The sequence below is a fragment of the Phycisphaeraceae bacterium genome (genome assembly GCA_019636555.1).
In the GTDB taxonomy this organism is placed as follows: Bacteria; Planctomycetota; Phycisphaerae; order Phycisphaerales; family UBA1924; genus JAFEBO01.
This window is the reverse complement of record JAHBXH010000001.1, coordinates 3,281,724-3,307,126: the sequence shown is the minus strand read 5'-3', so window position 1 is coordinate 3,307,126 and position 25,403 is coordinate 3,281,724. Positions and strand designations below refer to the sequence as shown.

The following is a 25,403-nucleotide window of genomic DNA, read 5'->3' as shown; positions in this document are numbered from 1 at the left end:
ATCAGAGCACAGTTGTGAGAGGGAGTATTGGACCTGAAGCGGGTGCAATGACCGACTTGGGGCCACTCTGTAGCCGGCGTAAGTGAGATTAGTTGTCGAAGTCAAGATGCGGTAACTAGCGGACCTGTGTGGGTGTGACTAGATCAAATGCGGGGAAAGCTTGAGCGCAGTGTGCATCTGCGTCGGCATTGAGGCGAAGCAAATGGAGAACGTGGTTGTCTCGATCACTGATCGAGCAAAGGAGAAGCCCGCGATCCGAGTGCTATGCGTGAGCGTCAAGCGGTTCGAAGGAGACATTCCATGTCGAAGCCGGCAGCAGAGAAGCAGAGAGTTCCGGACGTTTCAACGCGGCATAGCAAGGGCTGGAGATCGCTCGTGGTCGTCGCCCCTGCGATCGCATTCCTAGCGATTGCGGTGGCCGCCGCCTCTTCATTGCTGTGGGGCAGTGCGAACGGAGAAAACTGCGGGCCGCTTGCTCACATGAAGGATCTGTCTTCCGAATTAGTCGGCAAGATCAGGGCTGTAGGAGAGAACGGTCTGCGAAAAACGATTGCCCTATCCAATAGCCCGCGTCTCCCGGAAGTGATTCGGCGGCACGACCGCGCCGCAGCCGAAGCATTGGCGAATGAACTGCTAGCCAACTCTCTCGAACTTGACATCGTCGCAATTTTTGACGCGGAAGGAAGACTCCTCGGGGTTAACTCTGAGGATCACGAACATCGACCGATCGAGCGGAGTCGACTGGAAGCGCTTTATCAGGGAGATTTCTCGAAGCGCGATGTAATTCAACGCTGTCTATCGGACAAGAGCCGTGAATCACGGATGGAATTCCAGACACACTGCGACTTTACGCCGCCGATTTTCGGGAGTAGCGGATTGTCTGTGGCGTACTCGGCCCCGGTGAACGAAAGCGGGAGTAGTGCACATCTGGGTGTCGTGAGTACACGCCTGAATTTTCAGCGCATTGCGGATTTGGCGCAGGAGAATTCATTCGTACGTGCGGGAAACTCTGTCTTCTTGGTTTCGGACGCTGGGGAGTTATTCGACGAGGAAACCAATTCTGGAAGGCGACCCGCGCCGTTGTCGCAAAGCGAGGCTCAAGCCGCTCTTGGTGCTGCAATTGGAGGCGCGCGCGCGGGGGCGCTCGCTCGCATTGATGGAGATGTGTTGCTGGGAGTTCCAGTTTCTATCTCGCATGCGATGGCGGGAGGAGGCCTGAACGTCGTATTGAAAGCTGCCGAGAAATGGGTGAAGGGCGAAACAACGCAAGCGCGGCTTGTCGCCGGCAGCGCGCTGTTGGTGTCTCTTGCCGCAGTCGGGATTTGGACGCTTTATGTGTCCTCAAGGACGAGCAAGTTGCGAGCTCTCGCGGCTTTGGGAACCGAGCGGGCACGAACCGCCATGATACTAGAAAGTGCGGGAGAAGGAATTGTCGCGGTGGATTCTCACGGCAACCTGTCATATGCCAATTCTGCTGCATGTGGAATGTTGGGGGCAACCCAACCTGGTATGCTCAGACAACCATGGACAAGCTACGCGCCATCGGCCACTACCGGAGGTGCGGCGAATGAATGGCATACAGAAGAAGCGATCTTACGTCGTGCAGATGGGTCGCAATTCCATGCTCGCGTTACAACGGCAGGTCTGCCGGACGACGCCGGGAGCGTCGTTACGTTTCTTGATCTAACGGCCCAGATGGAACTACAGGCTCAGTTGCTAAAAGCGACGCGGCAGGCTGGAATGGCGGAGGTTGCGACGGGAGTGTTGCACAACGTCGGGAACGTGCTGAACAGTGTAAACGTCTCCGCGAATCTAGTGAATGAACGGATCCGCAAATCCGAAGTCGCTAGCTTAAAAGATGCGGGAGATGCTCTTCAGCAACACCGCGGTGATTTGGCCCGCTTCCTTTCTACCGACGCTCGAGGGAAGCATTTCGCCGATTACCTCGTTCAACTTGCTCAATGCCTCGGAGCTGAGCGTACCAGCCTGTTGGAAGAGTTGGAAGTAGTCACTCGTGGCGTGGAGCATGTCAAACACATTATCTCAATGCAGCAGGAGCACGCCAAGAAGCAGGGTGTTCTGGAGAAGACAAGAGCGGATCGCATGTTTATCGACGCACTCGAAATGCAAAAAAGCGAACTTCGCGAGTGCGGTATTGCAGTTGAATGCGACTTCGATCCCAGCCCCGCCATTCTGGTTGACAAGCATCAGGTGATTCAGATCCTGGTCAATCTTATCTGCAATGCCACACAGGCAATGGCCGCGAGCGGCGCAAGAGACAAGCGTCTCACGCTGTCGCTTCGCGCAGCTATTGAAGAAGGAAAGCGGTTCATTCACTTCGAAGTAAGTGACAACGGCATTGGGATTCCTTCACAGAATCTGACGAAAGTATTCAGTCACGGGTTTACCACTCGAAAGGACGGACACGGATTCGGTCTTCACAGCGCCTCGAATGTCGCAAAGACGATGGGTGGATCTCTGACAGCGTTCAGCGACGGGATCGGAAAGGGCGCCCGGTTCGTGCTGTCTATTCCAGTTCACGAAGTCGGGATTCTTTCGGATGGAGGATCGGAGGCTCTTCAACCCACGGTGGAGGACGCATGCACCGCATCCTAGTCATCGATGACAATCAGGCAATTCACGGCGATTTCCGAAAAATTCTAGCGGCGGAGCAGTCCGGAAACGAGGCATTGGCAAACGCCAAAGCTGCTCTTTTTGGAGTTGCCGCCGGTCCGAAGGAGCAACGAGGGCGATTCGCAGTCGACTCGGCATTGCAAGGCCAAGCGGGTTGGGACAAACTGAAAGAGGCGGTTCAAGCCGGATCGCCGTACTCGGTCGCTTTTGTGGATATGCGGATGCCTCCGGGGTGGGATGGCCTGCAAACGATTCAGCACCTGTGGGAAATCGATTCGCAATTGCAGGTCGTGATCTGCACGGCTTTTTCCGACCATTCATGGGAAGAGATTTCGTCCACCCTCGGTCTGACAGATCGACTTCTGATTCTGAAGAAGCCATTCGATCCCATTGAAGTATCCCAATTGGCGGCTGCTCTCAGCGAGAAGTGGTCCTTGCAGCGGCAAGCGTCTCTGAAGCACGAGGAGCTCGAAAGGCTTGTTGAATTGCGGACGCGCGACCTCACACACGCGGCAACGCACGACAAACTGACGGGGCTGCCAAATCGAGGAATGCTAAAAGAGCATCTGGCGCGCGTGGTGCAACAGCGGCGTAACAACACCGCTCTGCATTATGCCGTGTTTTTTCTCGATTTCGACCGCTTTAAGATTGTCAATGACAGTCTTGGGCATGATGCGGGCGATCAATTGCTGATCGAGATTTCACGGCGACTGGGTGAGTGCATGAAGGGACCCATATACTCTCTGAGATGCAGTGAGACAATGGCAGCGCGACTAGGGGGCGACGAGTTCGTCGTTGTGGCATCTGGGTTGAAGGATCTCGGTGACCTCCCGCAACTGGCATCCGGGCTGCTTGAGAAGCTTGCAGAGCCGTACTGCCTAAAGGGTTATAATGTCGTCAGTACCGCGAGCATTGGCGTGACGACTAGCGATCTAGATTATGCGCAAGAGGATGAGGTGATTCGGGATGCCGACACGGCCATGTACCACGCGAAGGCGGCGGGAAAAGCGAGATATGTAACGTTTGATCGCGCAATGCATGAAGATATGATTCGACGTTTGTCGATGGAGAATGAATTGCGGGGGGTTGCAAAGCGGGGTGAGCTCGTCGTGCACTACCAGCCGATCGTCAGCCTTGCTTCGGGGATGCTGACTGGATTCGAAGCACTCGTGCGATGGAATCATCCCAAGCGGGGACTGCTGTCGCCGGGAGAATTCATTGCTTGTGCCGAAGAAACGGGGTTGATTGCGCCGATTGGACTCTGGGTGCTCGAAGAAGCATGCAAACAGTTGCAGCACTGGAAACAACGACTTCCTGCCGCGGCCAATGTTGTGATGAGTGTTAATGTATCAGCGAAGCAATTGGCGTCAACACAATTCGCCGATCATGTCGAAACGATTGTCAAAAAGTACGATCTCCAACCCGACTCGTTGGCGCTGGAAATGACTGAGACGGCGGTTGTCAAGGATCCAGAGTTTACAACAACACTCATTCAGCGTCTCCGTGCATTTGGCGTAAGGATATACATGGATGACTTCGGTACCGGCTATTCGTCTCTGAGCCATTTGCATCGCCTGCCACTCAATGCGATCAAGATGGATCGCAGCTTTATGAAAAGCATGGAAGAGCGTAGGGACTACGCGGCGGTCGTTAACGCAATTGTGGCACTCGCGGACAATTTAGGAGTTGCAATTATTGCTGAAGGGGTAGAATCTTCCGGTCAAGCGACAATGCTTCAGGCTATGGATTGCAGATACGCTCAGGGGCATTTGTTTGGACACCCGTGCGCGGCGGAGCAAGCGGAGGCGTTTTTTCAAATGCATGTAATGGGGAAGGCAGCTTAGCGCATAGAGAGTATCAAGCTAACGGGCAACGGTGGCGAGGGGCGATGCAGTAACGCGGCAGCCATTCGTAGTGCAGGTGAGGCCGATCGCTGTCATGCTGCGATTATCGGATGCGCGTGGGACAGTGTAAATGTGCGGTCTTGCGCGGAGTAGCCGTGGACGAAAGACGGTTTTCCGTCGAAGTGAAGGCCGGTGTTCACGGGGATTCTGGATCAAGCCGAAGTGGATGTATCGTGAAGTCGCCAGCGGGGCTCTGATGTGCGTGTCATTGAAGAGTCCTAAAGGGCCATTGTGGGGGTGAAGTGTCCCATGAACTCGACTGCCAGTGCGCTGAAGTCTACCGCGATCATCCAGCATTCGAGTGAGCGCGGGTGGTCAGGAACGTTTCCTCAGCTCGATAGCGAGAGGACGATGATCATTGTTTTTGGCGCCAGCGAATACAAGGACAAATCGGAAGCCTTGCATGAGCTGCACAAGGCGTTTCCGCGATCTCGGATCATCGGGTGTTCGACGTCCGGCGAGATCTTCGGAACCCGCGTGATGGATGGAACACTGTCGGTTGCGATCAAGCGGTTTGACGCTACGACTGTTACTACTGCCATCGCCCCGGTCCGTAACGCCGATGATTCATATCGGGCAGGGGCAACGCTCGGAGAGCAATTGCTACGGCGCGGCCTGCGTGGCGTCATGGTATTGTCCGATGGATTGAATGTTAATGGCACGGAATTGGTGCACGGACTCAACAGTGTACTGCCCGAGGGTACGGTATTGACAGGTGGACTCGCTGGAGATGGGGATCGTTTTAAGGAGACGTGGGTTCTTCGGAATGGGCTTCCTGAGAGCCGGATCGTCTCGGCAATGGGGTTCTATGGGGATCAGGTCGAGATTGGTCATGGATCCAAAGGGGGATGGAGTCCGTTCGGTCCGGAGCGCATGATTACTCGAAGCCAAGGCAACGTGCTCTTTGAGCTCGATGGAACTCCGGCGCTGGCTCTGTACAAGAAGTATCTTGGAGATCGGTCCAGAGAACTTCCTGCGAGTGGCTTGCTGTTTCCGCTCGCAGTTCGGCCGTCACGCGGCGGCTCTCCAATGCTTGTTCGCACTATTCTGGCGGTAAGCGAAACGGATCAGTCGCTGACGTTCGCCGGCGATATTCCTGAAGGGTGGTCGGCCCAGCTCATGAGAGCGAATTTCGATTGGCTGGTTGATGCTTCAGCTGAATCTGCGAAAGCGTCGTGTGCGCTAGATTCCCCTATTTGTGAGCCATTGACGATTGCAGTTAGTTGCGTGGGCCGAAGGCTCATCCTGGGAGAACGGACAGAGGACGAACTGCGCGCCGCCGAGGAAGCGCTGTCGTCCGCTGGCAGAATGATTGGGATGTATTCGTATGGCGAGCTATCGCCGCACATAAACGGGGGCCGATGCGAATTGCACAATCAAACCATGACCATCACCACAATCGGAGAGCGCTGCATCGACAGCTAGTAGAATACGCAAGCCCGTCCCATGCACTCCATTCTTTTGCGTCATCTCGATAAGCTTGGGCTCGAGAAGGACTCGATCCCGTCGTCAGCTGAGCGCTGGATGCAGTTCCTGTCTGCAATGGATCGAGCATTCGTTCAATTCGAGAGCGATCGGCAGTTTCATGAACGATCCATGACCATCGCATCCGAAGAGATGGCCGAATTGCATCGGTCGCTTGCGGCGCAGAATGCCACATTGGAATGCCTTGTTTCCGAACGAACTACCCAGCTAAACAGTGCGTTACAAAAGGCGCAGGCCATCAATGCCGATCTCGAATCCGCAAAGAGTGTGGCGGAGTCGGCAAATCGTGCAAAGAGTGAATTCCTGGCCGCTATGAGTCACGAGATTCGAACACCACTCAATGGCATCGTCGGAACTCTTGAGTTGCTGCAGACTGTGAGTCTCAATGAGAAACAGCGGCGTTATATTCAAATTGGAAAAACCTCGGCAAGGTCGCTCAATTCTGTAATAAACGACATTCTTGATTTCTCAAAGATCGAAGCTGGCAAGCTGGAACTGAGCCCTATCCAATTCAACTTGCGCGGGGTGATTGAGGATGTGATGGAGATGCTGGCGGGCGCTGCTTCGGAAAAACACTTGCAAGTGAGCGGGAAACTGAGCTCGGACGTCCCGGAAGTGGCATTTGGAGATCCGGACCGCTTGCGGCAGATTATAATTAATCTGGTAAATAATGCAATCAAGTTTACATCGCGCGGCTCAGTTATGTTGCAGGTGGGAATGGGGGCCCGCGGAAGGGATGGAGTGCCCCGCGTCAGATTTGAAGTATCCGATACCGGTATCGGGATTCCCAAAGAGCGTCTGAATCGACTATTTAAGGCGTTTTCCCAGGCGGATGCGTCAACTACGCGAACGTATGGCGGTACCGGTTTAGGATTGGCAATTTCAAAGCAGCTGGTCGAGTTGATGGGTGGGAGCATCGGGGTAAGGAGTGAAGCGGGGAAGGGGTCGACATTTTGGTTTGAGGCGAATCTCCTGTGTCCGGGAGCCTCTGAGCCGACTCGAAATAAGGCCATAGACGTTGATGTTTCGGCTGCGTGCTCGAAATCACCGCCGGTCACAGGCGACGTCCAAGCGGACCATGCATCGGTGGAGGTGACGGACAACTCACGAGCGCGAGTGTTGCTGGTCGAGGACAACGAGGTGAACCAGTTGATTGCACGGGAAATGTTGTTGGAGGCTGGATTTGAATGCGATGTTGTATCCAACGGCAATGCTGCAGTGACCGCTGTAAAGGAAGCGGCATTTGACATAGTTCTGATGGACTGTCAAATGCCTGAAAAGGATGGATTTGAAGCAACTCGTGAAATCAGAAAATTGGAGCAGAAGTGTCTCCTCCCCGCACAACGAGGCAGGAATCTTCATATCATCGCACTCACGGCCAATGCTCTCAAAGGTGACCGCGAGCGGTGCCTTGAGGCCGGAATGGATGCCTATACGTCCAAACCCATAGATCGACAACAACTGTTGGCTACGATAGAAAATGTACTCCGAGTGCCGCGACAGACTGTTGAGCCACATAGCCTCTAGTCACATTGCGGAACCGCTACAGATGTGCTTGTGCCCTCTTCGTTGACTGGGGTTGCACCCGTCCGAACTGCCCCAACACGGACCTTGCAGGGATCGCGTGACTATCGAGCATCCGGCCGCGCATGTTGTGGCGTCAAAGAAGACGCCAAAGCTGGAAGCCCTGCGACGAACTGCTTCACCTCTCGAACACCATGCACACATCATGTAGACCGGGAATAAACGCGCTGCGGTAGGTCTTCTTGCCGCTGCTGGCTCCGTGGCCGAAGCGGATGATGTCGGTACACCACTGGCGGAGCCCGCACTCAAAGGCGAGGCGCTTTGTGTGATACGTGAGGGGGACGAACCCGATTTCACGGTCGCAGTAGTCGCCCATCAGGATTGCCAGCTTGCCGTCGGGTGCGAGCAGGGACGCGCAATTAGCGATCGCTAGCCGATAGCGTTCGAGGAAGTCGTCAAGTGTTGCGGCGCGTGAGAGATCGCGTGCGTCGGTTTGCGCATGATCCGGCCGCCGAGCCGTTGTTGGGCCGCCTCGAACGTGGCCCGATCGACCAGTGCTTCGAACCTTCCGGGGTACCACACAATGATAGCGAACCTCGCCGAGATAGATCCGGTTCCGCAGAATCCGGTAGAGGACGGACTTGTCGAATCGAGGATGCGGATGGTAGAGCACGCTCTGCAGAACCCGTTCTACTGCGGGATCATGCGGTACAAAGGCGAGTTATTTGACGGGAAGCACACGCCGCTTATCAGCCGCGAACTCTTCGACAAATGCCGTGAAGTCAGAGTACGACGCGGGATTGGCGGAAGCCACAAGAAAGTGCCGGGGTTTTTGTTCTCACGGTCAATTCGGTGCGGCGAGTGCGGGTACTTCATCACCGCCGAGCGACACAAAGGCCGTCACTATCTGCGTTGCTCGAAGAAGGGGAGGACATGCCATCAGCCCTTCGTGCGTGAAGACGCAGTCGGCGAGCAAGTGCGAGAGCTACTGGCGAAATGCAGCATGCACGACCGGACGGCGGAGAGGCTCTTACAGAAGGCTGACATCCTCGTGAAGGAGGACATCACGGAGTGCAAGTCCGAGCAAGAGTCAATTCGGCGCGACATAGAGGCGTGCGAAGGGCGGTTGGGTCGGCTAAGAACGGCGTACATCGATCAAGTGATCGGACTTGATGAGTTTCGCGAAACGAAGAATCAACTCATCCTCGAGACCCAAGCGAAGCGTGAAAAGCTCGACACTTTGGCGTCCGGTTTGTCGTCGTGGGTTGAACCGTACAAGCGGTTCATAAGAGCTTGTCAGGAGGCGACTTCCGTCGCTGCGAGCGGCGATCCGGCCGCGCAAGCCGAATTTTTGAAGAAACTCGAGTTGAACCCGACCCTTCGGACTCGGCGGCTCGAGTGTGATCTGCCGGGGGTGTGGCAACTGGTTGAGGACGCAGACTTTATGAAACTCAGATCGCTGGCATCGCGTGCCGAAAGTCTGAGCGCGCAGGAACTCGAAGACGAGGAAAACAGGGAATGGAGCCGGGGGGAATTGAACCCCCGTGCCGTGACAGTCAGATGGTCGCCTCTACGCGTGTATCGGGTGATTTGATCTCGACCGCGCGGCTGCCACCAGCAACATCCGCTTTGGTCCAGCGCCCGGAGTTTTCTCGCCTTGCCGCCCGGGTGCGCCGCGGCAAGGCCAGCCTGCTGTCTTCGTTCCGGTCTCTAGCAGGCGTTGAGACCGGAACGCGCAGCCTGTATTAGGCCGCGAGAGCGTAGTTGCTCTCAGCAATCAATTTTTTGCATACTTTTTACCAGGCCAGCATGCTCCTGGACGCGCCACGATCAACGGATCATGCACGGTCGAAACCGATCGGCCCCGGGTTGTCAAAGAACGACGAATTGTACGTGCATCAGTCGCGGCGGGTTCGCGGGGCGTGAGTGGGGGCGTGAGTGGGGGCGTGAGTGGGAGCGGGAGCAAGGACCTGCGCTGTGCGCGCGGGCACGTACAGCTGCACGCTCTGCTCGAAGCCGTCCCACGAGACCGGGTTGCTCGGATAGAACATTTCTTTCACGAGCCCGTGCCCGCTGAACGAGGGATCGTCGGTGTTCAGTACCGACGTGAATGGGATGCCGGAGGGCATCGACGGCGGCACGCCGACGCGCCAATCGGTGCGCGAGTATTCGGGGTTGAGGTTTGCCGTGACGACGAGGCCGGCGCGTTCGAAGACGAGGCACTTCCCAAGTTCATCGATCTGCATGGCGCGGGCCGGGGGCGCTGCGAGGATTCCGAAGCGATCGTCGAGCGCCATAAGCGCGCGGTCGAAGGCCCCAAGATCGCCGTAGCGGAGCAGAGGATTTTCGGCCAGCGACCACTGGCGCCGGGCGTACTTGTAGGAATTCCCGTTGCCTTCGCGGGGGAAGTCGATCCACTCCGGGTGGCCGAATTCGTTGCCCATGAAACTCAGCCAGCCTTCGCCACCAAGGAAAAATGTGAGGAGGCGGATGAGTTTGTGGAGGGCGATGCCGCGGTCGATGATGAGGTTGTTCTCCGCCTTGCTCATGTGGTAATACATGGAGGCGTCCATCAGGCGGAAGGCGAGGGTCTTGTCGCCGACGAGGGCCTGATCGTGGCTCTCGGCGTAGGCGATGTGTCCTTCGTGGGCGCGCCGATTGGTCAGGATGTGGAAGAGTTCTCCCATGTGCCAATCCTGATCGCGGCGCTCCTTGAGGAGCTTGATCCAGAAATCGGGGATGCCCATCGCGAGCCGGTAGTCGAAGCCGAGGCCGCCTTCGCTGACAAGTCGGGCCATGCCCGGCATTCCGGAGACGTCTTCGGCGATGGTGATGGCGTCTTGGCGCGTTTCGTGCGCGACTTCGTTTGCGAGCTTGAGGTAGGTCAGAGCGTCTTCGTCGATATTCCCGCCGAAGTAGTCGTCGTACGAAGTGAACGCTTTTCCAAGACCGTGATCGAGATAGAGCATGCTCGTCACGCCATCGAAGCGGAAGCCATCGATGTTGAACTCTTCGAGCCAGAAGCGGACGTTGCTGAGGAGGAAGCGGAGCACCTCGTATTTGCTGTAGTCAAAGAGCATCGAATCCCAGGCGGGGTGGATGCCGCGGGGTCCGGAATGGAAGTATTGGAAATCGGTGCCGTCGAACTGGTTGAGTCCTTCGATGGTGTTCTTGACGGCGTGGCTGTGCACGAGATCGAGGAAGACCGAGAGACCGAGGCCGTGCGCATCATCGACGAGACGCTTGAAATCGTCGGGTGTTCCGAAGCGAGATGAGACGGCGAAGAAATTGCTGACGTGGTAACCGAATGAGCCGTAGTAGGGGTGTTCCTGCACCGCCATGAGCTGGAGCGAGTTGTATCCGTCGCGGGCGATTCGGGGAAGGACAGTCTCGCGGAACTCGGCGAAGGTCCCGACGCGCTCCTGCTCGACGGCCATCCCGGTGTGTGCTTCGTAGATGCGCGGCGAGTGGGGATGATTTGCCGCTCTGGGCTTCGGGTTTGTTGTTGCAACCGCCACCGGGCGCGGGTTTTTCCACGCGAATGCGGGCGGAAGCCAGAGGCGTCCCGTTGCGTTGTGCCCGTATTGATCAAATGTGACGCGCTGGATGTATGCCGGGAGGCGATAGCTTGCGCCGCGATCGGTCTCGACACGCACCTTGACGGCGCTGTCGTTCGTCAGCTTGTTTGCGTACTCGCGATCGGGAAGGAAAACGTTCCAGATGCCGTACTGGTCTCGTGCGAGCACGTTTGCTTCGGAGTTCCAATTGTTGAATTCGCCGACGAGTGAGAGGCGGAGTGCCGCGGGTGCCCACTCGCGGTACCAGATGCCGGATTGGCCCGAGTTGGTTCCGCGATTGAATCCGAAGTAGCGGTGGCCGAGCGCGAAATCCTTCAGCGACCTTGCGCCGGCCAGCAGTTCGGCGCGGCGGCTGAGGTAACGCTGGTAGCGGGTCTCGAGCGCGGCGCGCTGGTTTTCGAGCCAGGGATCAAGATCGATCAGGCCGGTTCCGGGCGAGGATTTGCTCTTTGTTGCCGTCAAGGAGACGGAGGGTATCCGATCCGGCGGCGGCGCTGCGGAGCTGTGTGGTGCGCCTGGGAATCACTCTCGTTGGAGGTGCGGCCGAAATGCGACAGCGCCGTACGGATGAGGGTGCAATTCACAATGCAGCAGCGGGCGCACGTCGCTCTGATGCCAACTCTTCTTTGAGCGCCTGCAGCAGGTATTCGTATTGTTCGAACGAGTTGTAGAGCTGCGCGCTGATGCGAAGAACGCGCTGGGGCGTGCCCGGCACGCCCCAAACGGGGACTTGGATCTTCCACTTGTCGATCAGCCGCTCCTGTAGAGGATCGCCGTATCGGCTGGTGGGGGGGCGAGTCGAAGGCGGAGCACCGTCGCCGCGGGCGGGCAGCAGCATCGCGGCGATCGAGCCGATCATGTCGTCCGGTGCGAGCGCGCCATTCCCGAAATGCTCGTTGATCAACGCGCGGGCTCGAAGCGCGAGCTCGCGATTCCGGCGCATTACAGAGGAGAATCCGCCGGGAAGAAAACCGCCCATCGTCCGCAGCGCCGCGGGAATCGAGAGAATCGCCGAGTAATCGCCCGTTCCAATGTAGTCGAATTCGGTCAGGAATTGCGGCCGACCCGGCTTTGGCAACTCGGCGTTGTTGCTCAATACCAGCGGGCGAAAGCCGTCGCGCAGCTCTTTGCGAACATAGAGCAGCGCCGATCCTTTCGGCGAGCAGGTCCATTTGTGGCAGTTCGCCGTGTAGAAATCCGGATCGAGCCGGCGGATCGAGAGTCCACCGATCATGCCGGGCGCGTGCGCGCCGTCGATCAGTGAGAGAATGCCGCGCTGCTTGAACACCGGGATTAGCTGCTCGATCGGCAGGACAAGCGCACTCGGGCTGGTGACATGGCTGACAAGCGCGACTTTGGTTCTCGGCGTGATACCGCCGAGGATTGCGTCGATGATGGATTGGCGCGCGCCGGCCTTTGGCAGCGGCCAGGGCAGCGTGACCTTGACAACCTTCGCGCCCGTGCGGGCGGCGATCCGCCGCACATTGTTCAGGCACGCCGGGTATTCGTGATCATTCACGAGTATCTCGTCGCCCGGTTGAAGGCGCACGTTCTCGAGCGCGACCGCGACACCGGTCGTTGCGTTGGGCAGAAAAGCGAGGCAATCCCAATCGCAATCAACAAAACCGGCGACGGCGTCGCGGGTTTCATCCATCAGCCCTTGCAACTGCTCGACAAAGAACCGGACCGGCTCCGATTCCATGCGCGATCGAAATTCTGATTGGGCGTCGAGCACGGCCCGGGGACAGCCGCCGAACGAACCGTGATTCAGGAACACCATTCCCTGTTCGTGCGTCCAATTGTGCGCGAACTCTGAACCCTTGGGTGCCGCGTGCGCTGCTTGCATTCCCGATTGTTGGAGACCGCCGGCCGATCGAGTCCGCACCGCACCGTCGCCGCTTTGGGTACCATCGGCCCATCAGCGAAGCGGTCTCGCAATCTCCGGATGCAGGTTCAAGGATGCGTTGGGCGCTCACCGTCGCGCTTGCCGCGGCATGCCTCGCCCCACCCCCGTTCATGCGCCCGGAATACGCATTGGTTCTTGGTGTTGTCGTTGCGCTGATCGGAATTGCCCCGCACGGCGACATGGTGAAGAAGCTCTCCCGGATCACGATCCAGGTCTGCGTGGTCGGGCTCGGGTTTGCGATGAACCTGCACGAGCTGGTTCGTGCCGGGCTGACGGGCCTGGGATTCGGATTCGGAACGATCGTCGCCACGTTTGCGCTGGGGTTCCTGATCGCGAAATGGCTTCAGATCGATCAGAAACTCTGCACCCTGATCTCTTCGGGCACTGCGATCTGCGGCGGCTCGGCGATCGCGGCGGTCGGCTCGACGATCCGCGCGAGCGGCACGCACATGTCGGTGGCGATCGGCGTCGTGTTCATTCTCAACGCGATCGGGCTCTGGGTCTTTCCCCCGCTCGGACATTCCCTCAACCTTTCACAGCATCAGTTCGGAGTCTGGAGCGCGGTCGCGATCCACGATGTGTCGAGCGTGGTGGGGGCCGCATCGGCCTACGGCAAAGAGGCGCTCGAAGTCGCGACCACCGTCAAGCTCTCGCGCACGCTCTGGATTGTTCCGGTTGCGGTGGTGGCGGCGTGGTTCTTCCGCAAGGAACTCGCAGGAAAAGAGAAACATTCGAGGCTTCCCGTTCCGTGGTTCATTCTGCTCTTCGTGTTCGCGAGCATCGCCGGGACCTATTTCATGTCGCAAGACGTCGCGGCGTGGATTTCCGCCGCGGCCCGCAGGGGCATGAATATCGCGCTCTTTCTTGTTGGCCTGGGGCTGAGCCGAAAGGCGCTCGCGAGTGTCGGAGTGCGCCCGCTCGTACTCGCCGTCGGGCTTTGGGTCTTCATCAGCGTCGTGGCGCTGATCGTGGTGCGCAGCACGATTCAATAGCAAACAGCAATCCGGCGTCGGGCGACCTAAATCACATCGATATGCGAATACTGATCGAGGTTGATCGTCACGATCTCGCCGCTGTCTTTCTTCATCTCGAGTCGATCGAGCCAGAGCTTGTCATCCTTCGAGTGGGCGAACCACGAACCGGTTTTTCCCTGGTAGAAGCGAAGGACTTCGCCCTCGATCGTGGTCGTCATCGTGCCGCCACCGAACGATTGGCGGGGAATTTGCTGTGTGACGCGCACGCGTTGACCGGGCTGGAATCGCTGAAAGGCGGCAAGCATGGGCGGAGTGTAGGAAAAGAGACGCCGATCGGCGAGCCAACGAGCCCATCGGCTTTCACCGTACCCTTCCCTCGTGCGCTACGTCTCGCCAAAGCGTTGGCCGATGGCGATCGATCGCGGGCTACACACTCGCCGGGCTGTTGCCGGCGTTGCTTGATGCGCCCCTGAGAAAGGTGCTCGTCTACTTCCAGTTGCCGCCCGTCGGAGCGACCATCATCCTCGTGAACATCATGATTCCGCTGCTCTTTGTGGCAACGGCGGTCATCTATCCGCGGCCTCTCTTCGCGATTCTGGGCGTTCCGCTCGCGCTCGTCGCGTTCACTACCGAGCGCCTGATCGAATTGAATCCCGCCTTTTGGCAGTGGAGCTTGGGCATGTTTGCCGCGCGGCTCCACCCGATCGTCACCGTCGGAACGATCATCTCGGGCGCGATCGCCCTTTCTGCCTGCTTTGCCACGATGCCGAGGCGCAGAGTCGGTGTTCCGCCTCTTCCCAACGCATGCCACAACTGCGGCTACGACCTTGGAGAAGAGATTCTCCAGTGCCCCGAATGCGGGGAAATCCGCATCAATGCCGCCAAACGTGCTTAGACCGCGACGCCCTTGTCCTGCTCGTCCGCCGGCTTCTCATACCAGAACGGCCCGACCGCCAGCCCGCTCATGCGCGTCCGCTGGAAGCAGCCGATTGCGTGCGATGGCGTGTGCACGATCGGTTCGTTCTCGTTGAAGCTGGTGTTGAGCAGTACCGGCACACCCGTGCGCGCCTTGAAGGCCGTAAGCAGGTCGTAGAAGAGTTCGTTCTGCTCGCGCCGCATGGTCTGCACGCGACCGGTGGAATCCTCGTGCGTGGTTGCGCTCAGCCGCGCCCGCCATTCGGGCCGAACTTTGTACACGATGTTCATGAACGGCACATCGTGCTGCCCTTCGTACAACTCGCTGAGGTGCTCTTCCATGCAGAGCGGCGCGAAGGGACGGAAGGGCTCGCGGTTCTTGACGCGCGCGTTCAGGATCGCCTTCATGTCCGGCCAACCCGGGTGACAAATGATCGAGCGATTGCCGAGCGCACGCGGTCCCCATTCCTCGCGTCCCTGGAACCAGCCGAGGATTTTGCCCTGGCTGAGCGCGTCCGCCGCGGTGTTCAGCAGTTGCTCACGCGTCAGTTTCTTGAACGGCATGCCGCTCTCGCGCACCGCCTTTTCGCACTCATCATCGCTCCAGCCCGTGCCCCAGTATCCGTGAATCACTTCACCCAGCCGAGGCTTGTTGAGGATGCTGTGCATCACGTACGCCGCCGCGCCGGCCGCCGTGCCGTCGTCGCCGGCCGCGGGGTGGATGTACACGCGATCGAGATGATTCTCCATCACGAGCCGGCCGTTCGCGACGCCGTTGAGCGCGCAGCCGCCCGCGAGCACCACGTCGCGCAGCCCGCCGTTCATGCGGATTCCGTCCTGGACGTACTTGATGTAGATGTCCTCGAAGCGCTTCTGCATCGAGGCCGACATGTCCTTGTGCTTCTGCTCGGTCGGGTCTTTGCGCCCGCGTGGCTGGCCGAAGAGCTCCTTCATCGCCTCTGACCACATCGGCTTGACGACGATCTCGCCTTCTTCGCTCTGGTTGTGCGTGTGAACGGTGTAGTGGTGGTTGTAGTACTTGAGGTTGAGCCGCATTCCCTGACCGGGGATGTAATCAACCAGCGCCTTCATCTGGTCGGCGAACGTGTCCTTGCCGTACGCGGACAAGCCCATCACCTTGTATTCCTCGCCGTATTTGTTGAAGCCGAGGAAGTTGCAGACCGCGGTGTAGAACACGCCGAACGAGTGGGGCCAGAAGTTCTTGTGCAGAACCTCGATCTTGTTCCCTTCGCACTTCGCGATGAGGCCCGTGCAGAAGTCGCCCGCGCCGTCGGTCGTGAGCGCCGTCGCGCGCTCGAAGTTGCTCCAGAAAAAACTGCTCGCGGCGTGCGTGATGTGATGCTCGACGTGATGAACCTTCGCCTTGAAATCCGCGTGCGGACGGCCGCACGCCTCCGCGATGAGCTGATCCACCGTCGCGAGCGTCCCGTGAACCTTCTGCGACCACATCGCCAGTCGCAGCCCGCTGATCGGGTGACGCGCGATGAAGCCGAATTTCGCGCCGCGGTTCGCGCCCGAATCGCGCGCGATCGCGACATCCGTCACATCGTTCAGGCTCGCGCCGCCCAGCCGCAGCACTTCCGCGATCGCCAGCGACGGAAAACCCGCGCAGTGCTTCTTGCGGTTGATGCGTTCTTCCGCGATCGCGGCAATCACGCCCTTTTTGTCGTCCATCAACACCGCGGCAGCATCCGGGTGGATCGAGTTCAGTCCCAGCACGAGAGCCATGTCGCGTTCCTGATCTGCCGCGGCAACTCGAAGGAGCATTCGCGAGCGGCGCGGCGGCCCCGCCCGGAAATGGGAAGGGCAAGGGTAGGTCTTGCCCGCTGCGACGACCCGTTTCGGGCCGTCCGCAATGGGGATGTATCGGCACATCCGGGTGCGCAAAATCACAACCCGAGCCGCTTATCATCTTCAAGAAAAGTTCAAGAAAGCACCGGGATCGGCCGGTTGTATTCGTGCACGAAGAGCACGAAATCAGCGTCATCAACCTGCCCGTCGTGATTCAGGTCGGCGCTGCACTCTTCGAGCATCCCCGCGGAGTCGCACTCCATGGCGTCGTACTGCAGCGAAAACAAAATGAAATCGGCGTCATCCACGTAGCCGTCAAAGTCGAGATCCGCGGCGTCCTGCGGATTGATCCAGTTTCCCGTGCCGCGCTGGGGGCCGGGTGCGCTCTCCGCCGCGGCACACAACCCGGCGGCCACCACCAGGCTCAGAAGCAGCGTGCTTGTCGCAAAGTTCCGCATGGGCGCTCCTTCCAAGCAGCGGGGTCATGGTCTCCTACGTGCCGAATCGCTCCGCGTTCGAGCAGCGACCAATTGTTGCCCCGCTTTTCCAGCCGCCCGCACAGAGAAACGCGCGGTCCGAAAACCGCCCTGTTCCTTCCGGCGGGCGCCCGACCGGCTCGGGCGAACCGATTCTCAGCGCTTCGCCTTTCCGGCCTTGGCTCGCACCATCGCGATGCACGCCTTGATCCTGCGTTCGCGTGTCTCGGGCTTCTTCGCCTGCTCGATCGCTTCGACATGCTCGCGCTGATGCGTGTACGCGAGCGCCGAAAACGCATCCATAAGTTTCGCGGCCTTCAGTTCGCGTACCAGATCCTTCGGCGGTGTGACGGTGCGCGGCTGATCATCAAGCGTGAGCGTGACTTTGACTCGCTCTCCCGCCTTGACGCCCGCCGCGTCGCGGTTGCTCTTGCGGAGCGGGATCATCCAGCACCCGCCCATCGGCGAGATGGTCGAGCGATAGGAGTGCTTGCCGATTTCGACGACGACGGGCGCGCGCACTTTTCCAAAGACCGGCTTCGGATCGAACGGAACTTCGAATCCGGTCATCGTTGTATTGTCGTCTGCGAGGATTGTGGCGGTGAAAGTCTTCGAGGCCATGGCGACAGCGTACTCGATCACCCAAAAGAGAATCGGGCGCTGGAGTTCATCCAGCACGGGCCCGAAGAGAAGATTCGCCGAACGGTGTTTCAGTCGCCCGTTGCGAGCAGGACGTTGTACGCCGGAACAAACAACACGAAGTCCTGATCGTCCACGAAGCCATCGCCGTTGAAGTCGGCGGAGCACCCGTCGGGCATCGCGGGGTCATTGCAAATCATGGTGTCGTATTGCACGACAAACAGAGCAAAGTCCGCATCGTCCACCAGCCCGTCGGCGTTGATGTCCGCCGCGATCATCCGCACTTTCAGCATGCCGCTGTCCGAGAGCTGCGTGCCGCAGGCGCTGGTCGCGACCACGTCGTACGCACCGGCGTCCGACGGCTGCACGCCGAAAATGTGCAGCGTGGCGCTGGTCGCGCCCTGAACCGTGCCGCCCCCGGCGGAAGCGCCGCCGACACCCTCACTGATCGGAACGCCGTCGCGCCGCCACTGGAAGGTCACAGCACTCGGGCGCTCGGCGCCGGCCTCGAGCGATGCCTGCATGCGAGCCTCTGTGCCTCGCGTTGCCCGAGAGTCCGCGGGTTGGCCCTCGAAGAACGGCCGCGAATCCTCGGTGTATCTCGTCAGAATTATTCCGCTGGGACTTGCCACGTTGACGACACCACCGGATGGACTTCCGAGATATCCCGCGATGTAGAGCTTTCCCCGGTACTCGGCGGCTGCCGAGTAAGTGAAAACCGGTGTTTGGTTGCGAGGATTGTCGATGGAGGCTCCGATAGCTTGCCAGGTTGTTCCATTGCGGCGATAGATGTTCACTGCATTGAGAACCGACGCAAAGGAGCCAACGGCATACAGGTGATTCTGGTACCGGGCAAACGCAATATTTCCGGAAACGGAGCCAGATTGAGAAACCCACGCGCCGGACGCCCAGGAATAGATTCGAGAGTCCGTCGCCGCCAAGAGCGCGCCATTGTCGCTCGCGAAATCGCGGACATTGCTGATTCCGACATTGGCGCCCGAACGCATCGGCTCCCACTGAAAGCCCGTCCATCGAAATGCATCCGACGGCGTGCCGGCATACAGAATCCCATCGACGACGCGAAGGCAGAATACCGGCCCGGGCAATTGCCCCATGGAGTGAAGAACCGTTCCATCCCAACGAACCACATTTGAAGCCGGGCCCTCGGCGGTCACGGCATTGGCGAACACGCCGCCCATGATTAGCGATCCTTCCATAGACGCGATCGAATGAAGGGATGTGGAATCCGGTAGGCCCGCGGGGACTACCGGCGTCCAATTCTGCCCGTCAAATGCGGCGATCGATCGTGCTGTCACGCCGTCGATGCTTGAAAAAGCGCCCACGAAGATCAGCTTGTTGTCCGCGACGACCGCGTCACGCAAGCGGGCGATCTGGCCCGATTCCGGCGTTTCCGGGCTGATGATGGGCGTCATGTTTCCCCCGACAAGATCCACGCGCGTCCCGTCGACAGTTGCGAGCGAGGGCGATTGCGCGTTGATCGAATTTTGGGAAAACACGCCGTACAAATACAATTTCTCGTTGAAGGTAATCAGTCCGTCCGCCCACGAGCCGGGCAATGGTGTAAGAGGCTGCGGGATACCCGCATTCGACAACCGCGCGACGTGCGTTGAGTACCTGTAGTCGTCAAGCGCGGAATTCGGAGAGAAATAACCTCCGAAATATAGCGACCCTTCGAACTCTTCGAAGGCGAACAAGTCCTTGAGCGTCCCCCCCTTCGCTTGAATGAACGAAGGAGGCGGAACTTCCCACGAGAGCCCATTCCAAAAAGCGAGCGCCGTTTGAACACCAATGCCCCCGACGGCTTTGAAGGTGCCGCCGACGGCGAGTTTTCCGCCGAACTCACCAAGCGCTTCCACATGGTCGCTTGTCAACCCCGATCCAAGCGAGTGAAACGCCGAACCGTCCCACGCAGCTATGCAGGTCGCCGGGACCCCGCCCGCCGAATTGAACATGCCCGCCACTACCAGACTGTTGTCGAAAGCACGCATCGTCAGGATCGAAGCCTCGACATAGTTCGGGTCGGGTACCGTTCCGGTCACGCCGGGGATTGCTCCACCGACCGGCTGCCACACAGCACCATCCCATCGCGCAAGGTGATTGAGTGTGGTTGATCCGATCGCCGTGAAATCGCCTCCCACGTAAAGCTCGTTGTTGTAAACAGCAATACATCGAACCCCCGAGGGACTTGGGCTGTTGCCGAAACCGCGCCATGCCGCGCCATCGAACCGCACGACTCCCCCGACGTTCGCGCCGCCGAGCACGATGTCTTTGGTGCTCGCAACAATCAGTGCGTCATCCTGGACGACTAGCGAACTCGCAATCAACCCCGACGGGGTTCCCGGCAAGGGGCGCCATCGCGCCCCGTCCCATCGAGCGATTCCAGAGAGCGCGGGCGCAAACGAATATGCTTCCGATGCCAGCGCTCCCGCGGCGTAAAGCTCCCCTCGGTAGACCGCCAATGCCGTGACGGCCTTGGTCATTCCCAGTCCGATTGGACGCCAGGATTCTCCATCCCACCCCGCGATTCCATCCGTTCCCAGAAACTGCGTCCACCCGGCGGCAGTCATTCCGCCGCCAGCCACAAGCAACTGTGCCGCCGGTCCGCCTCCATCCGGATCCCATTTGGTCAGTGCTCGAATCGGACCAGAAATTCGTGTGGCCCCCGGATGTCCTAGTCCACCATCAAATCGCCCTTGGCAACCAGTTTGCGCCCACGTCGAATTGCCGCAAAATGCTGCCACTCCCGCCGCAGCGAGAACACCCACCAATCGAATACTCATGTCAGAACCCCAAAAGTAACTGCGCGAACGCGCACCCGCCGCCCCGTACGATGCCACCGCTTGCCATCGTCCCGAAACGACCCCAAATCGTTTCCTTGTTCCCGAGCCGATCGACCATTCGCCCCGGCCCGAGACGGGGTTCCGCAGGAATACCGACATTCCTCAACAGACTACGTGAAAGACGGTCGGGCCGCTGCTTTGGCGCCCGGCCGTTCAAGCTTTCGCGTGAGCGCCCTCTTCATAACGACAAACCCGCCATGCCGGTCCGCCGCGGCCCCAGTCCGGCCACAAATGAAGAAGGACGATCGCGCCGCGATCGTCCTCGTGGAGAGCTTGATGTTTGCCCGAGTTAGCGCCGACGCCGCCGAATCAGCGTCAGCGGCAGCATCACCGCGAGCGTGGCCGGGGCCGGCACTTCCGAGATGACCATGCGAGTGAAATCGATTCCCATCGCATCGTTCCCGCCGTCGTCCGTCGAGAATCCGAAGTTGTTGAGGCCGGTGTAGTCGTACGTGCCCACGGCGTCCGCGATGTTCAGCGTCGAGAGCGTGGTGCCGACGTACCCCACATTGAAGTACACGCCGAACTGGCCGAAGACGCCCGGTTCGCTCGTCGGAATCGGCCACGGATACGCCGTGCCCGTCGAAAGGAAGAATCCGTCCACCGCCGGATCGTTGTTGCGAAGGACGAACATCGGAGTCTGCCCGGCCGGGAAGGGATTCTGAATCCCGACCGTTGCGCTGCCGTACGTCGCGCTGAACGACGATTGATTGATTGTGTATCCGCGCGTCGGCAATCCGTCCGGATCGTTCAAGTACAGATTCGAATCAAGCAGGAAGTGGATCACCGCCTTCGAACCGGCCGGCACATTCGCCCGGTCGAGCGGGCCGCCGTTGCGGATCCCGTTGTAGTAGATGTCGCCGAAGATTTCGACCTGAAAGATCGCCGCACCCGCCGCGGCAGATAGAAACGATGCAAGCCCCGCCGAAATGAGAACCTTGTTCATACTTTCTCCTCAAAGGTAAGAAACGCCCCTCTCACCGAGAATCGGCGATGTGCCGATCCTCCTGATTCCATCAAGGACACACAAGCTGGTCGTACGCCTGCGCGAACAGCACGAAGTCCGCATCGTCCACGTACTCGTCGCTGTTCATGTCCGCGCGGCAGTAACCCGTCATCGAAGCGCTCGCGCACTCGAGCACGTCGTACTGAGCCGCGAACGAGACGAAGTCCGAATCATCAACCTGCCCGTCGTTGTTCAAGTCGCCCGGGCATGGCTGGCGCAGGCGGATGATCGCCGAGTAGTAGTTGAACGTTTCGTTGTCGAAGATCGTCGCGTTGATCGTCGAGCCGTCCGCCGAAACGTTGTAGCAATCCGCAACCGCATATCCATCCGGAAGAACGACGCCGACCATCGCGAAGTACGCCGCCGCCGAGATGAGCCCGGTGCCCTGCGTCCACACCATGCCCTCGGTGTTCCCCCACGAATACTGATTGACGCCCACCGCCAGCGAACCGTCGTTGGTGATCGCAAGCAGAATCGCCTGTCCGAAACCCGGGAGCGTGTCCGGCAGAGCGCCGACCTGCTGAGCGTCGTACCCGGAGCCGTTCCAGGTCCAGATCGTGGCGACATTCAGCGCTGTGTTCTCGTCGGCCGAACTGCCGACGATGAGTGAGCCGTCTCCGTTGATTCCTTCGGCCGCGGTCACGCCGCCATCGACGTTGCTCAGCTCATACTTCGTTCCGTTGCGCCACGCGCGCGGGAACCAGGAACCCGTTTCGCCCTCTTCCCAGCCGCAGGTCACTGAGCCGTCGTAGTTCGTCGCGTTGGCGCGTGCGCTGCGACCCGCCGTTTGCCCGAGCGCGAGTACGCCGCTCGATTCAGACCACGATGAAGCAATAGCTCGGTACGCCGCGCTCCAGAAGAAACCCGTGACAACTTGCCCGTTGCCGGAGAGACCCCAAGCCGAGCCGTAGCCGTCGTCTACAAGCGCTCCGTCCGCGGGCGGCGGGGGCATCGTTTCGGTCCAACCGTTTCCGATGTCCCACAGACCTTGAGTCAGTTGGAAGTCCGAACTCAGGATCGACGCTGAAACCTGGTTTCCGTTGTAGGAAATGTCGGGCGTGCCCGCACCGCGCCCGATCGGAATCACCGTGTCTCTGCCGAGCCGAACGATTCCGCCCGCCGCCGTCCAGCGGAACGTTTCGTACGAACCGTCCCAGACGATGTTGCCGCAGGCAACCGTTCCGTCGTATGACAAACTCGAGACAAACTCACCGGAGGGGAGCAGCGTCACCGTCGGCGCCGCGAAGGCGGCCCCCGCAAACGCGATCGCGGCGAATGAAGACGCAACGCACAGAGCAAGTCGGGGGCGCATGCAGTTATCCTTTGTTCGGAGTAAATGGATCGATGGAAATGAGGCGAGGCGCCCTTCGGCGGCACACCTCGACTGGAGAGAGAGGACATTCGGCCCGCGCGGTTTTCCGCGGCGCGGGCCGCGGTCAGGGGCAGAGAAGCGCGTCGTACGCGCCGGCAAACAGCACAAAGTCGCTGTCGTCGACGATGCCGTCACGGTTCAGATCCGCCGGGCAACGCAAGGGCATCGCCGGGTCGGCGCAGTCGAGCAGGTCGTACGCGTTTGCGAACTGCACGAAATCGGAGTCTTCCACCATGCGGTCGTTGTTCAGGTCCGCCGGGCACGGCTCTTTCAGATGGATCAGGAACGATTGGCTCAGGCCGTTTTCAATCACAAGACCCGCCGCGGCAATGACCGAACCGTCCGGCGAAATGCTCTGGAAATCGCGCAGCCACAGGCCCTCGGGCACTTCAAGATTCAGCGAAGCGAGGAAGTCCAGCCCGCTCATCAAGCCGGTCTCGGGCGTCCAGATGATCGCGTCTCCGCCCTGAAAGGGATTGAACGCGAAGTAATTGGAGCCCACGGCGGTGTTCCCGTCGTCGGTCACGCTCGTGAACCGCGCGCTCCCCCAGCCGAAAGTCGTCTCCGGCAGATACCCATTGAACTGCTGGACGTACTCGTTCCCGTTCCAACGCCAGACAACCGCGGCCTTCATCACAAGGAATTCGTCCGGAGCGTCACCAACGACGACCGAGCCATCGAGGTTGACGCCCTGCACCATCGTCGAGCCGAGGCTGGTCGAAACAAGCGAGTGCTTCACGCCCGAGCGCCACACGGTTGGAAGCCACGGACCAGGGCCCTCATCCTCCCAGCCGCCGACCACCGAACCGTCATAGCTCATGGCGTTCGCGCGCCCGCGCTTGCCCGGCGCTGTGGGCAAATCGATCAGCGTCCCATCGGGCGACCATTCGCACGCCTGCACGCCCACGCCCACCTTCTGGTAGTAGCCCGAGACAAAGCGCCCGTCGCCCGAGAGTCCCCACGCCGTAGACGACACCTGATCGAGCAGGTACACATTCGCAGGCAATGGATTGAAGGCTTCTTCCCAGTCGCCCCCCAGTGTCCACCGGCCCATGGTCGCCATCGAATAGTCCGATGCGACGATCATCGCCGAAACCCTGTCGCCGTTGTATGAGATGTCGGGCGAGCCGCCGCCGACGCCCAGCGCCGGAACCGATGCGCGACCGAGCGCCACGACTCCATTGTCGTGCGTCCAGCGGAACGTCTCATACGAGCCATCGCCCGTAATGTTGCCCGTTGCCGCGGTTCCATCCCACGACAGGTCCGTCACGTAGTAGCCCTGGGGCAGCAGCTCGATCCAGGGCGCTGCCGACGCCGCGCCGCACGCGGTAAAGACACAGAAAGCCATTCCAGCAAAACAAGGATTCTTCATGAGCGAGTTCCGATTTCGTTGAGTGAGGTGACGCGAAGCACGAAACGAAGGAGGCGCATCGCCGGTTGGACGATGCGCTTCAGAAAATGGGGAAACCGACTCAAGCGCGCCGACGGCGGCACGCAACGATTCCCGACAGGGCGAGCAATCCCGCCGTGGAGGGCGCGGGCACCTGGTCCCACGAGAGGTTGTCCGCGTACGCCTGCGGGAAGAACCCGAAGCCGACAAGCCGGACTTCGTCGAAGGTCGAGCCGCTGGTCGTCGTGATATTGATCCACGACTTCGCGGTGGGGCTGAACGCCGGGTTGGTGAGAAAGAGCGATCCGACTTCCACGCCGTTCTTCAGGGCGACAACAGCCGCGCCGCCGCCGAAGAACGAGCCCGGGCCCGAGTCGTCCCAATACTGGCAGCTGAAGGCGCTCAACTGCGACGAGAAGTTCATGTACAGCCCGTATGAGCCATGGGCCGAGTTGCCCGTACCAAGCCAGCTGTAGCCGGGCGCCGTGTTGTACGCGCCGATGTCGACCACGTTCGCATTGTCGCCGGTGCCGAAGTTCGTGATCCCGTACGAGGCAAACGAGTTGGACGGGACGGTCCCGGTCGGAGTGCCGGGCTCATCAAAGTTCAGCGTCGTCCCGTAGGTTGGGGCGGCAGCCGTCGTCTGCGTGATGTTGATCGCCGCGCTGGCGGTCCCGGCGATAGCGGCGCAAACCGTGGCGGCGACAAGGGAAACGTGATTGGGACGCATGGGAGTTCTCTCCTCTTACTGTGTGGGAAACCGAGGGCTAGGAAGACGCCTCCCTGCCTTTGATTTAGGACGTTAAACGATTTGAGACGTCCAGTCAAGTGTCAATATTGACAATTTGTGTGACATTTTTCTGGGATTTCGGCGTGCCGCTCGCTATACTCCGAACAGCTACCGGCTTGCCAGATCGTGGGTGGGGG

At 59.6% G+C, this 25,403-nt stretch carries 18 protein-coding genes, 1 other RNA gene and 1 pseudogene; 7 read left to right on the top strand and 13 right to left on the bottom strand.

Translation table 11 applies throughout. From position 1 onward, the window contains the following. Positions 1 to 300: 300 nt before the first annotated feature. From KF691_14250 to KF691_14235, 4 genes are all read left to right on the top strand, one after another. Positions 301 to 2,616, top strand: a complete 2,316-nt coding sequence (locus KF691_14250) for a PAS domain S-box protein (GenBank protein MBX3390605.1) — start codon at positions 301 to 303, stop codon at positions 2,614 to 2,616. Continuing rightward, a complete protein-coding gene (locus tag KF691_14245) occupies positions 2,601 to 4,478 on the top strand; it encodes an EAL domain-containing protein (GenBank protein MBX3390604.1) in 1,878 nt (625 codons plus the stop codon). The genes KF691_14250 and KF691_14245 overlap by 16 nt, the downstream gene beginning before the upstream one ends. A gap of 309 nt (positions 4,479 to 4,787) precedes the next feature. Continuing rightward, positions 4,788 to 5,963, top strand: coding sequence for an FIST C-terminal domain-containing protein (locus KF691_14240; GenBank protein ID MBX3390603.1), 1,176 nt, complete (start codon positions 4,788 to 4,790; stop codon positions 5,961 to 5,963). 21 nt (positions 5,964 to 5,984) lie between these two features. Next, positions 5,985 to 7,550: a response regulator gene (locus KF691_14235; GenBank protein MBX3390602.1), complete on the top strand. Its 1,566-nt coding sequence runs from the start codon at positions 5,985 to 5,987 to the stop codon at positions 7,548 to 7,550. 175 nt (positions 7,551 to 7,725) lie between these two features. On the opposite strand, the gene KF691_14230 is transcribed toward KF691_14235, so the two are convergent. Beyond that, on the bottom strand, positions 7,726 to 8,127 hold the full coding sequence (locus KF691_14230; protein ID MBX3390601.1) for a hypothetical protein: 402 nt from the start codon (positions 8,125 to 8,127) through the stop codon (positions 7,726 to 7,728). Here KF691_14230 and KF691_14225 point away from each other — a divergent pair. Next, a pseudogene (locus KF691_14225) lies at positions 8,047 to 8,334 on the top strand (recombinase family protein). The gene KF691_14230 and the pseudogene KF691_14225 overlap by 81 nt on opposite strands. 729 nt (positions 8,335 to 9,063) lie before the next feature. Here KF691_14225 and ssrA read toward each other — a convergent pair. From ssrA to KF691_14210, 3 genes are all read right to left on the bottom strand, one after another. After that, positions 9,064 to 9,413, bottom strand: a transfer-messenger RNA (tmRNA) gene (gene ssrA / locus KF691_14220). Positions 9,414 to 9,445: 32 nt separating this feature from the next. Continuing rightward, on the bottom strand, positions 9,446 to 11,587 hold the full coding sequence (locus KF691_14215) for an alpha amylase C-terminal domain-containing protein (GenBank protein ID MBX3390600.1): 2,142 nt from the start codon (positions 11,585 to 11,587) through the stop codon (positions 9,446 to 9,448). Positions 11,588 to 11,705: 118 nt separating this feature from the next. Further along, positions 11,706 to 12,971, bottom strand: a complete 1,266-nt coding sequence (locus tag KF691_14210; GenBank protein ID MBX3390599.1) for an aminotransferase class V-fold PLP-dependent enzyme — start codon at positions 12,969 to 12,971, stop codon at positions 11,706 to 11,708. Positions 12,972 to 13,084: 113 nt separating this feature from the next. Here KF691_14210 and KF691_14205 point away from each other — a divergent pair, with 113 nt between their 5' ends. Further along, the gene (locus tag KF691_14205; protein MBX3390598.1) at positions 13,085 to 14,023 is read left to right on the top strand and encodes a putative sulfate exporter family transporter; all 939 of its coding nucleotides are present in this window, start codon (positions 13,085 to 13,087) and stop codon (positions 14,021 to 14,023) included. 26 nt (positions 14,024 to 14,049) lie between these two features. Here the strand turns inward: KF691_14205 and KF691_14200 are convergent, their stop codons facing one another. Further along, positions 14,050 to 14,310: a hypothetical protein gene (locus tag KF691_14200; protein MBX3390597.1), complete on the bottom strand. Its 261-nt coding sequence runs from the start codon at positions 14,308 to 14,310 to the stop codon at positions 14,050 to 14,052. A 140-nt stretch (positions 14,311 to 14,450) separates the two neighbouring features. On the opposite strand from KF691_14200, the gene KF691_14195 reads away from it, so the two are divergent. Continuing rightward, complete coding sequence (locus tag KF691_14195) at positions 14,451 to 14,900, top strand: hypothetical protein (GenBank protein ID MBX3390596.1); 450 nt, start codon at positions 14,451 to 14,453, stop codon at positions 14,898 to 14,900. On the opposite strand, the gene KF691_14190 is transcribed toward KF691_14195, so the two are convergent. From KF691_14190 to KF691_14155, 8 genes are all read right to left on the bottom strand, one after another. After that, positions 14,897 to 16,708 (bottom strand): hypothetical protein, encoded by a 1,812-nt coding sequence (locus KF691_14190; GenBank protein ID MBX3390595.1) that lies wholly within the window; start codon positions 16,706 to 16,708, stop codon positions 14,897 to 14,899. The two genes, KF691_14195 and KF691_14190, sit on opposite strands and share 4 nt — an antisense overlap. 158 nt (positions 16,709 to 16,866) lie before the next feature. Next, complete coding sequence (locus tag KF691_14185; protein MBX3390594.1) at positions 16,867 to 17,190, bottom strand: hypothetical protein; 324 nt, start codon at positions 17,188 to 17,190, stop codon at positions 16,867 to 16,869. Between the two features lie 174 nt (positions 17,191 to 17,364). After that, the gene (locus KF691_14180) at positions 17,365 to 17,829 is read right to left on the bottom strand and encodes a DUF1905 domain-containing protein (protein ID MBX3390593.1); all 465 of its coding nucleotides are present in this window, start codon (positions 17,827 to 17,829) and stop codon (positions 17,365 to 17,367) included. 89 nt (positions 17,830 to 17,918) lie between these two features. After that, positions 17,919 to 20,435, bottom strand: a complete 2,517-nt coding sequence (locus KF691_14175) for a hypothetical protein (protein ID MBX3390592.1) — start codon at positions 20,433 to 20,435, stop codon at positions 17,919 to 17,921. Between the two features lie 562 nt (positions 20,436 to 20,997). Then, positions 20,998 to 21,654, bottom strand: coding sequence for a hypothetical protein (locus tag KF691_14170; protein ID MBX3390591.1), 657 nt, complete (start codon positions 21,652 to 21,654; stop codon positions 20,998 to 21,000). Positions 21,655 to 21,724: 70 nt separating this feature from the next. Then, a complete protein-coding gene (locus KF691_14165; protein ID MBX3390590.1) occupies positions 21,725 to 23,026 on the bottom strand; it encodes a hypothetical protein in 1,302 nt (433 codons plus the stop codon). A 124-nt stretch (positions 23,027 to 23,150) separates the two neighbouring features. Beyond that, entirely contained in the window at positions 23,151 to 24,458 is a 1,308-nt protein-coding gene (locus KF691_14160; GenBank protein ID MBX3390589.1) for a hypothetical protein, read from the bottom strand. Positions 24,459 to 24,558: 100 nt separating this feature from the next. After that, a complete protein-coding gene (locus KF691_14155; protein ID MBX3390588.1) occupies positions 24,559 to 25,206 on the bottom strand; it encodes a hypothetical protein in 648 nt (215 codons plus the stop codon). Positions 25,207 to 25,403: the final 197 nt, after the last annotated feature.

Excerpts from the sequence above, each read along its gene's own strand:
- KF691_14245 (MBX3390604.1), top strand. The coding sequence starts at position 2,601 with ATGCACCGCATCCTAGTCATCGATGACAATCAGGCAATTCACGGCGAT.
- KF691_14185 (MBX3390594.1), bottom strand. The coding sequence starts at position 17,190 with ATGCGGAACTTTGCGACAAGCACGCTGCTTCTGAGCCTGGTGGTGGCC.
- KF691_14210 (MBX3390599.1), bottom strand. The coding sequence starts at position 12,971 with ATGCAAGCAGCGCACGCGGCACCCAAGGGTTCAGAGTTCGCGCACAAT.
- KF691_14190 (MBX3390595.1), bottom strand. The coding sequence starts at position 16,708 with ATGCTCCTTCGAGTTGCCGCGGCAGATCAGGAACGCGACATGGCTCTC.
- KF691_14165 (MBX3390590.1), bottom strand. The coding sequence starts at position 23,026 with ATGCGCCCCCGACTTGCTCTGTGCGTTGCGTCTTCATTCGCCGCGATC.
- KF691_14250 (MBX3390605.1), top strand. The coding sequence starts at position 301 with ATGTCGAAGCCGGCAGCAGAGAAGCAGAGAGTTCCGGACGTTTCAACG.
- KF691_14155 (MBX3390588.1), bottom strand. The coding sequence starts at position 25,206 with ATGCGTCCCAATCACGTTTCCCTTGTCGCCGCCACGGTTTGCGCCGCT.
- KF691_14160 (MBX3390589.1), bottom strand. The coding sequence starts at position 24,458 with ATGAAGAATCCTTGTTTTGCTGGAATGGCTTTCTGTGTCTTTACCGCG.
- KF691_14205 (MBX3390598.1), top strand. The coding sequence starts at position 13,085 with ATGCGTTGGGCGCTCACCGTCGCGCTTGCCGCGGCATGCCTCGCCCCA.
- KF691_14200 (MBX3390597.1), bottom strand. The coding sequence starts at position 14,310 with ATGCTTGCCGCCTTTCAGCGATTCCAGCCCGGTCAACGCGTGCGCGTC.
- KF691_14180 (MBX3390593.1), bottom strand. The coding sequence starts at position 17,829 with ATGGCCTCGAAGACTTTCACCGCCACAATCCTCGCAGACGACAATACA.
- KF691_14235 (MBX3390602.1), top strand. The coding sequence starts at position 5,985 with ATGCACTCCATTCTTTTGCGTCATCTCGATAAGCTTGGGCTCGAGAAG.
- KF691_14170 (MBX3390591.1), bottom strand. The coding sequence starts at position 21,654 with ATGAACAAGGTTCTCATTTCGGCGGGGCTTGCATCGTTTCTATCTGCC.
- KF691_14240 (MBX3390603.1), top strand. The coding sequence starts at position 4,788 with ATGAACTCGACTGCCAGTGCGCTGAAGTCTACCGCGATCATCCAGCAT.
- KF691_14175 (MBX3390592.1), bottom strand. The coding sequence starts at position 20,435 with ATGACTGCCGCCGGGTGGACGCAGTTTCTGGGAACGGATGGAATCGCG.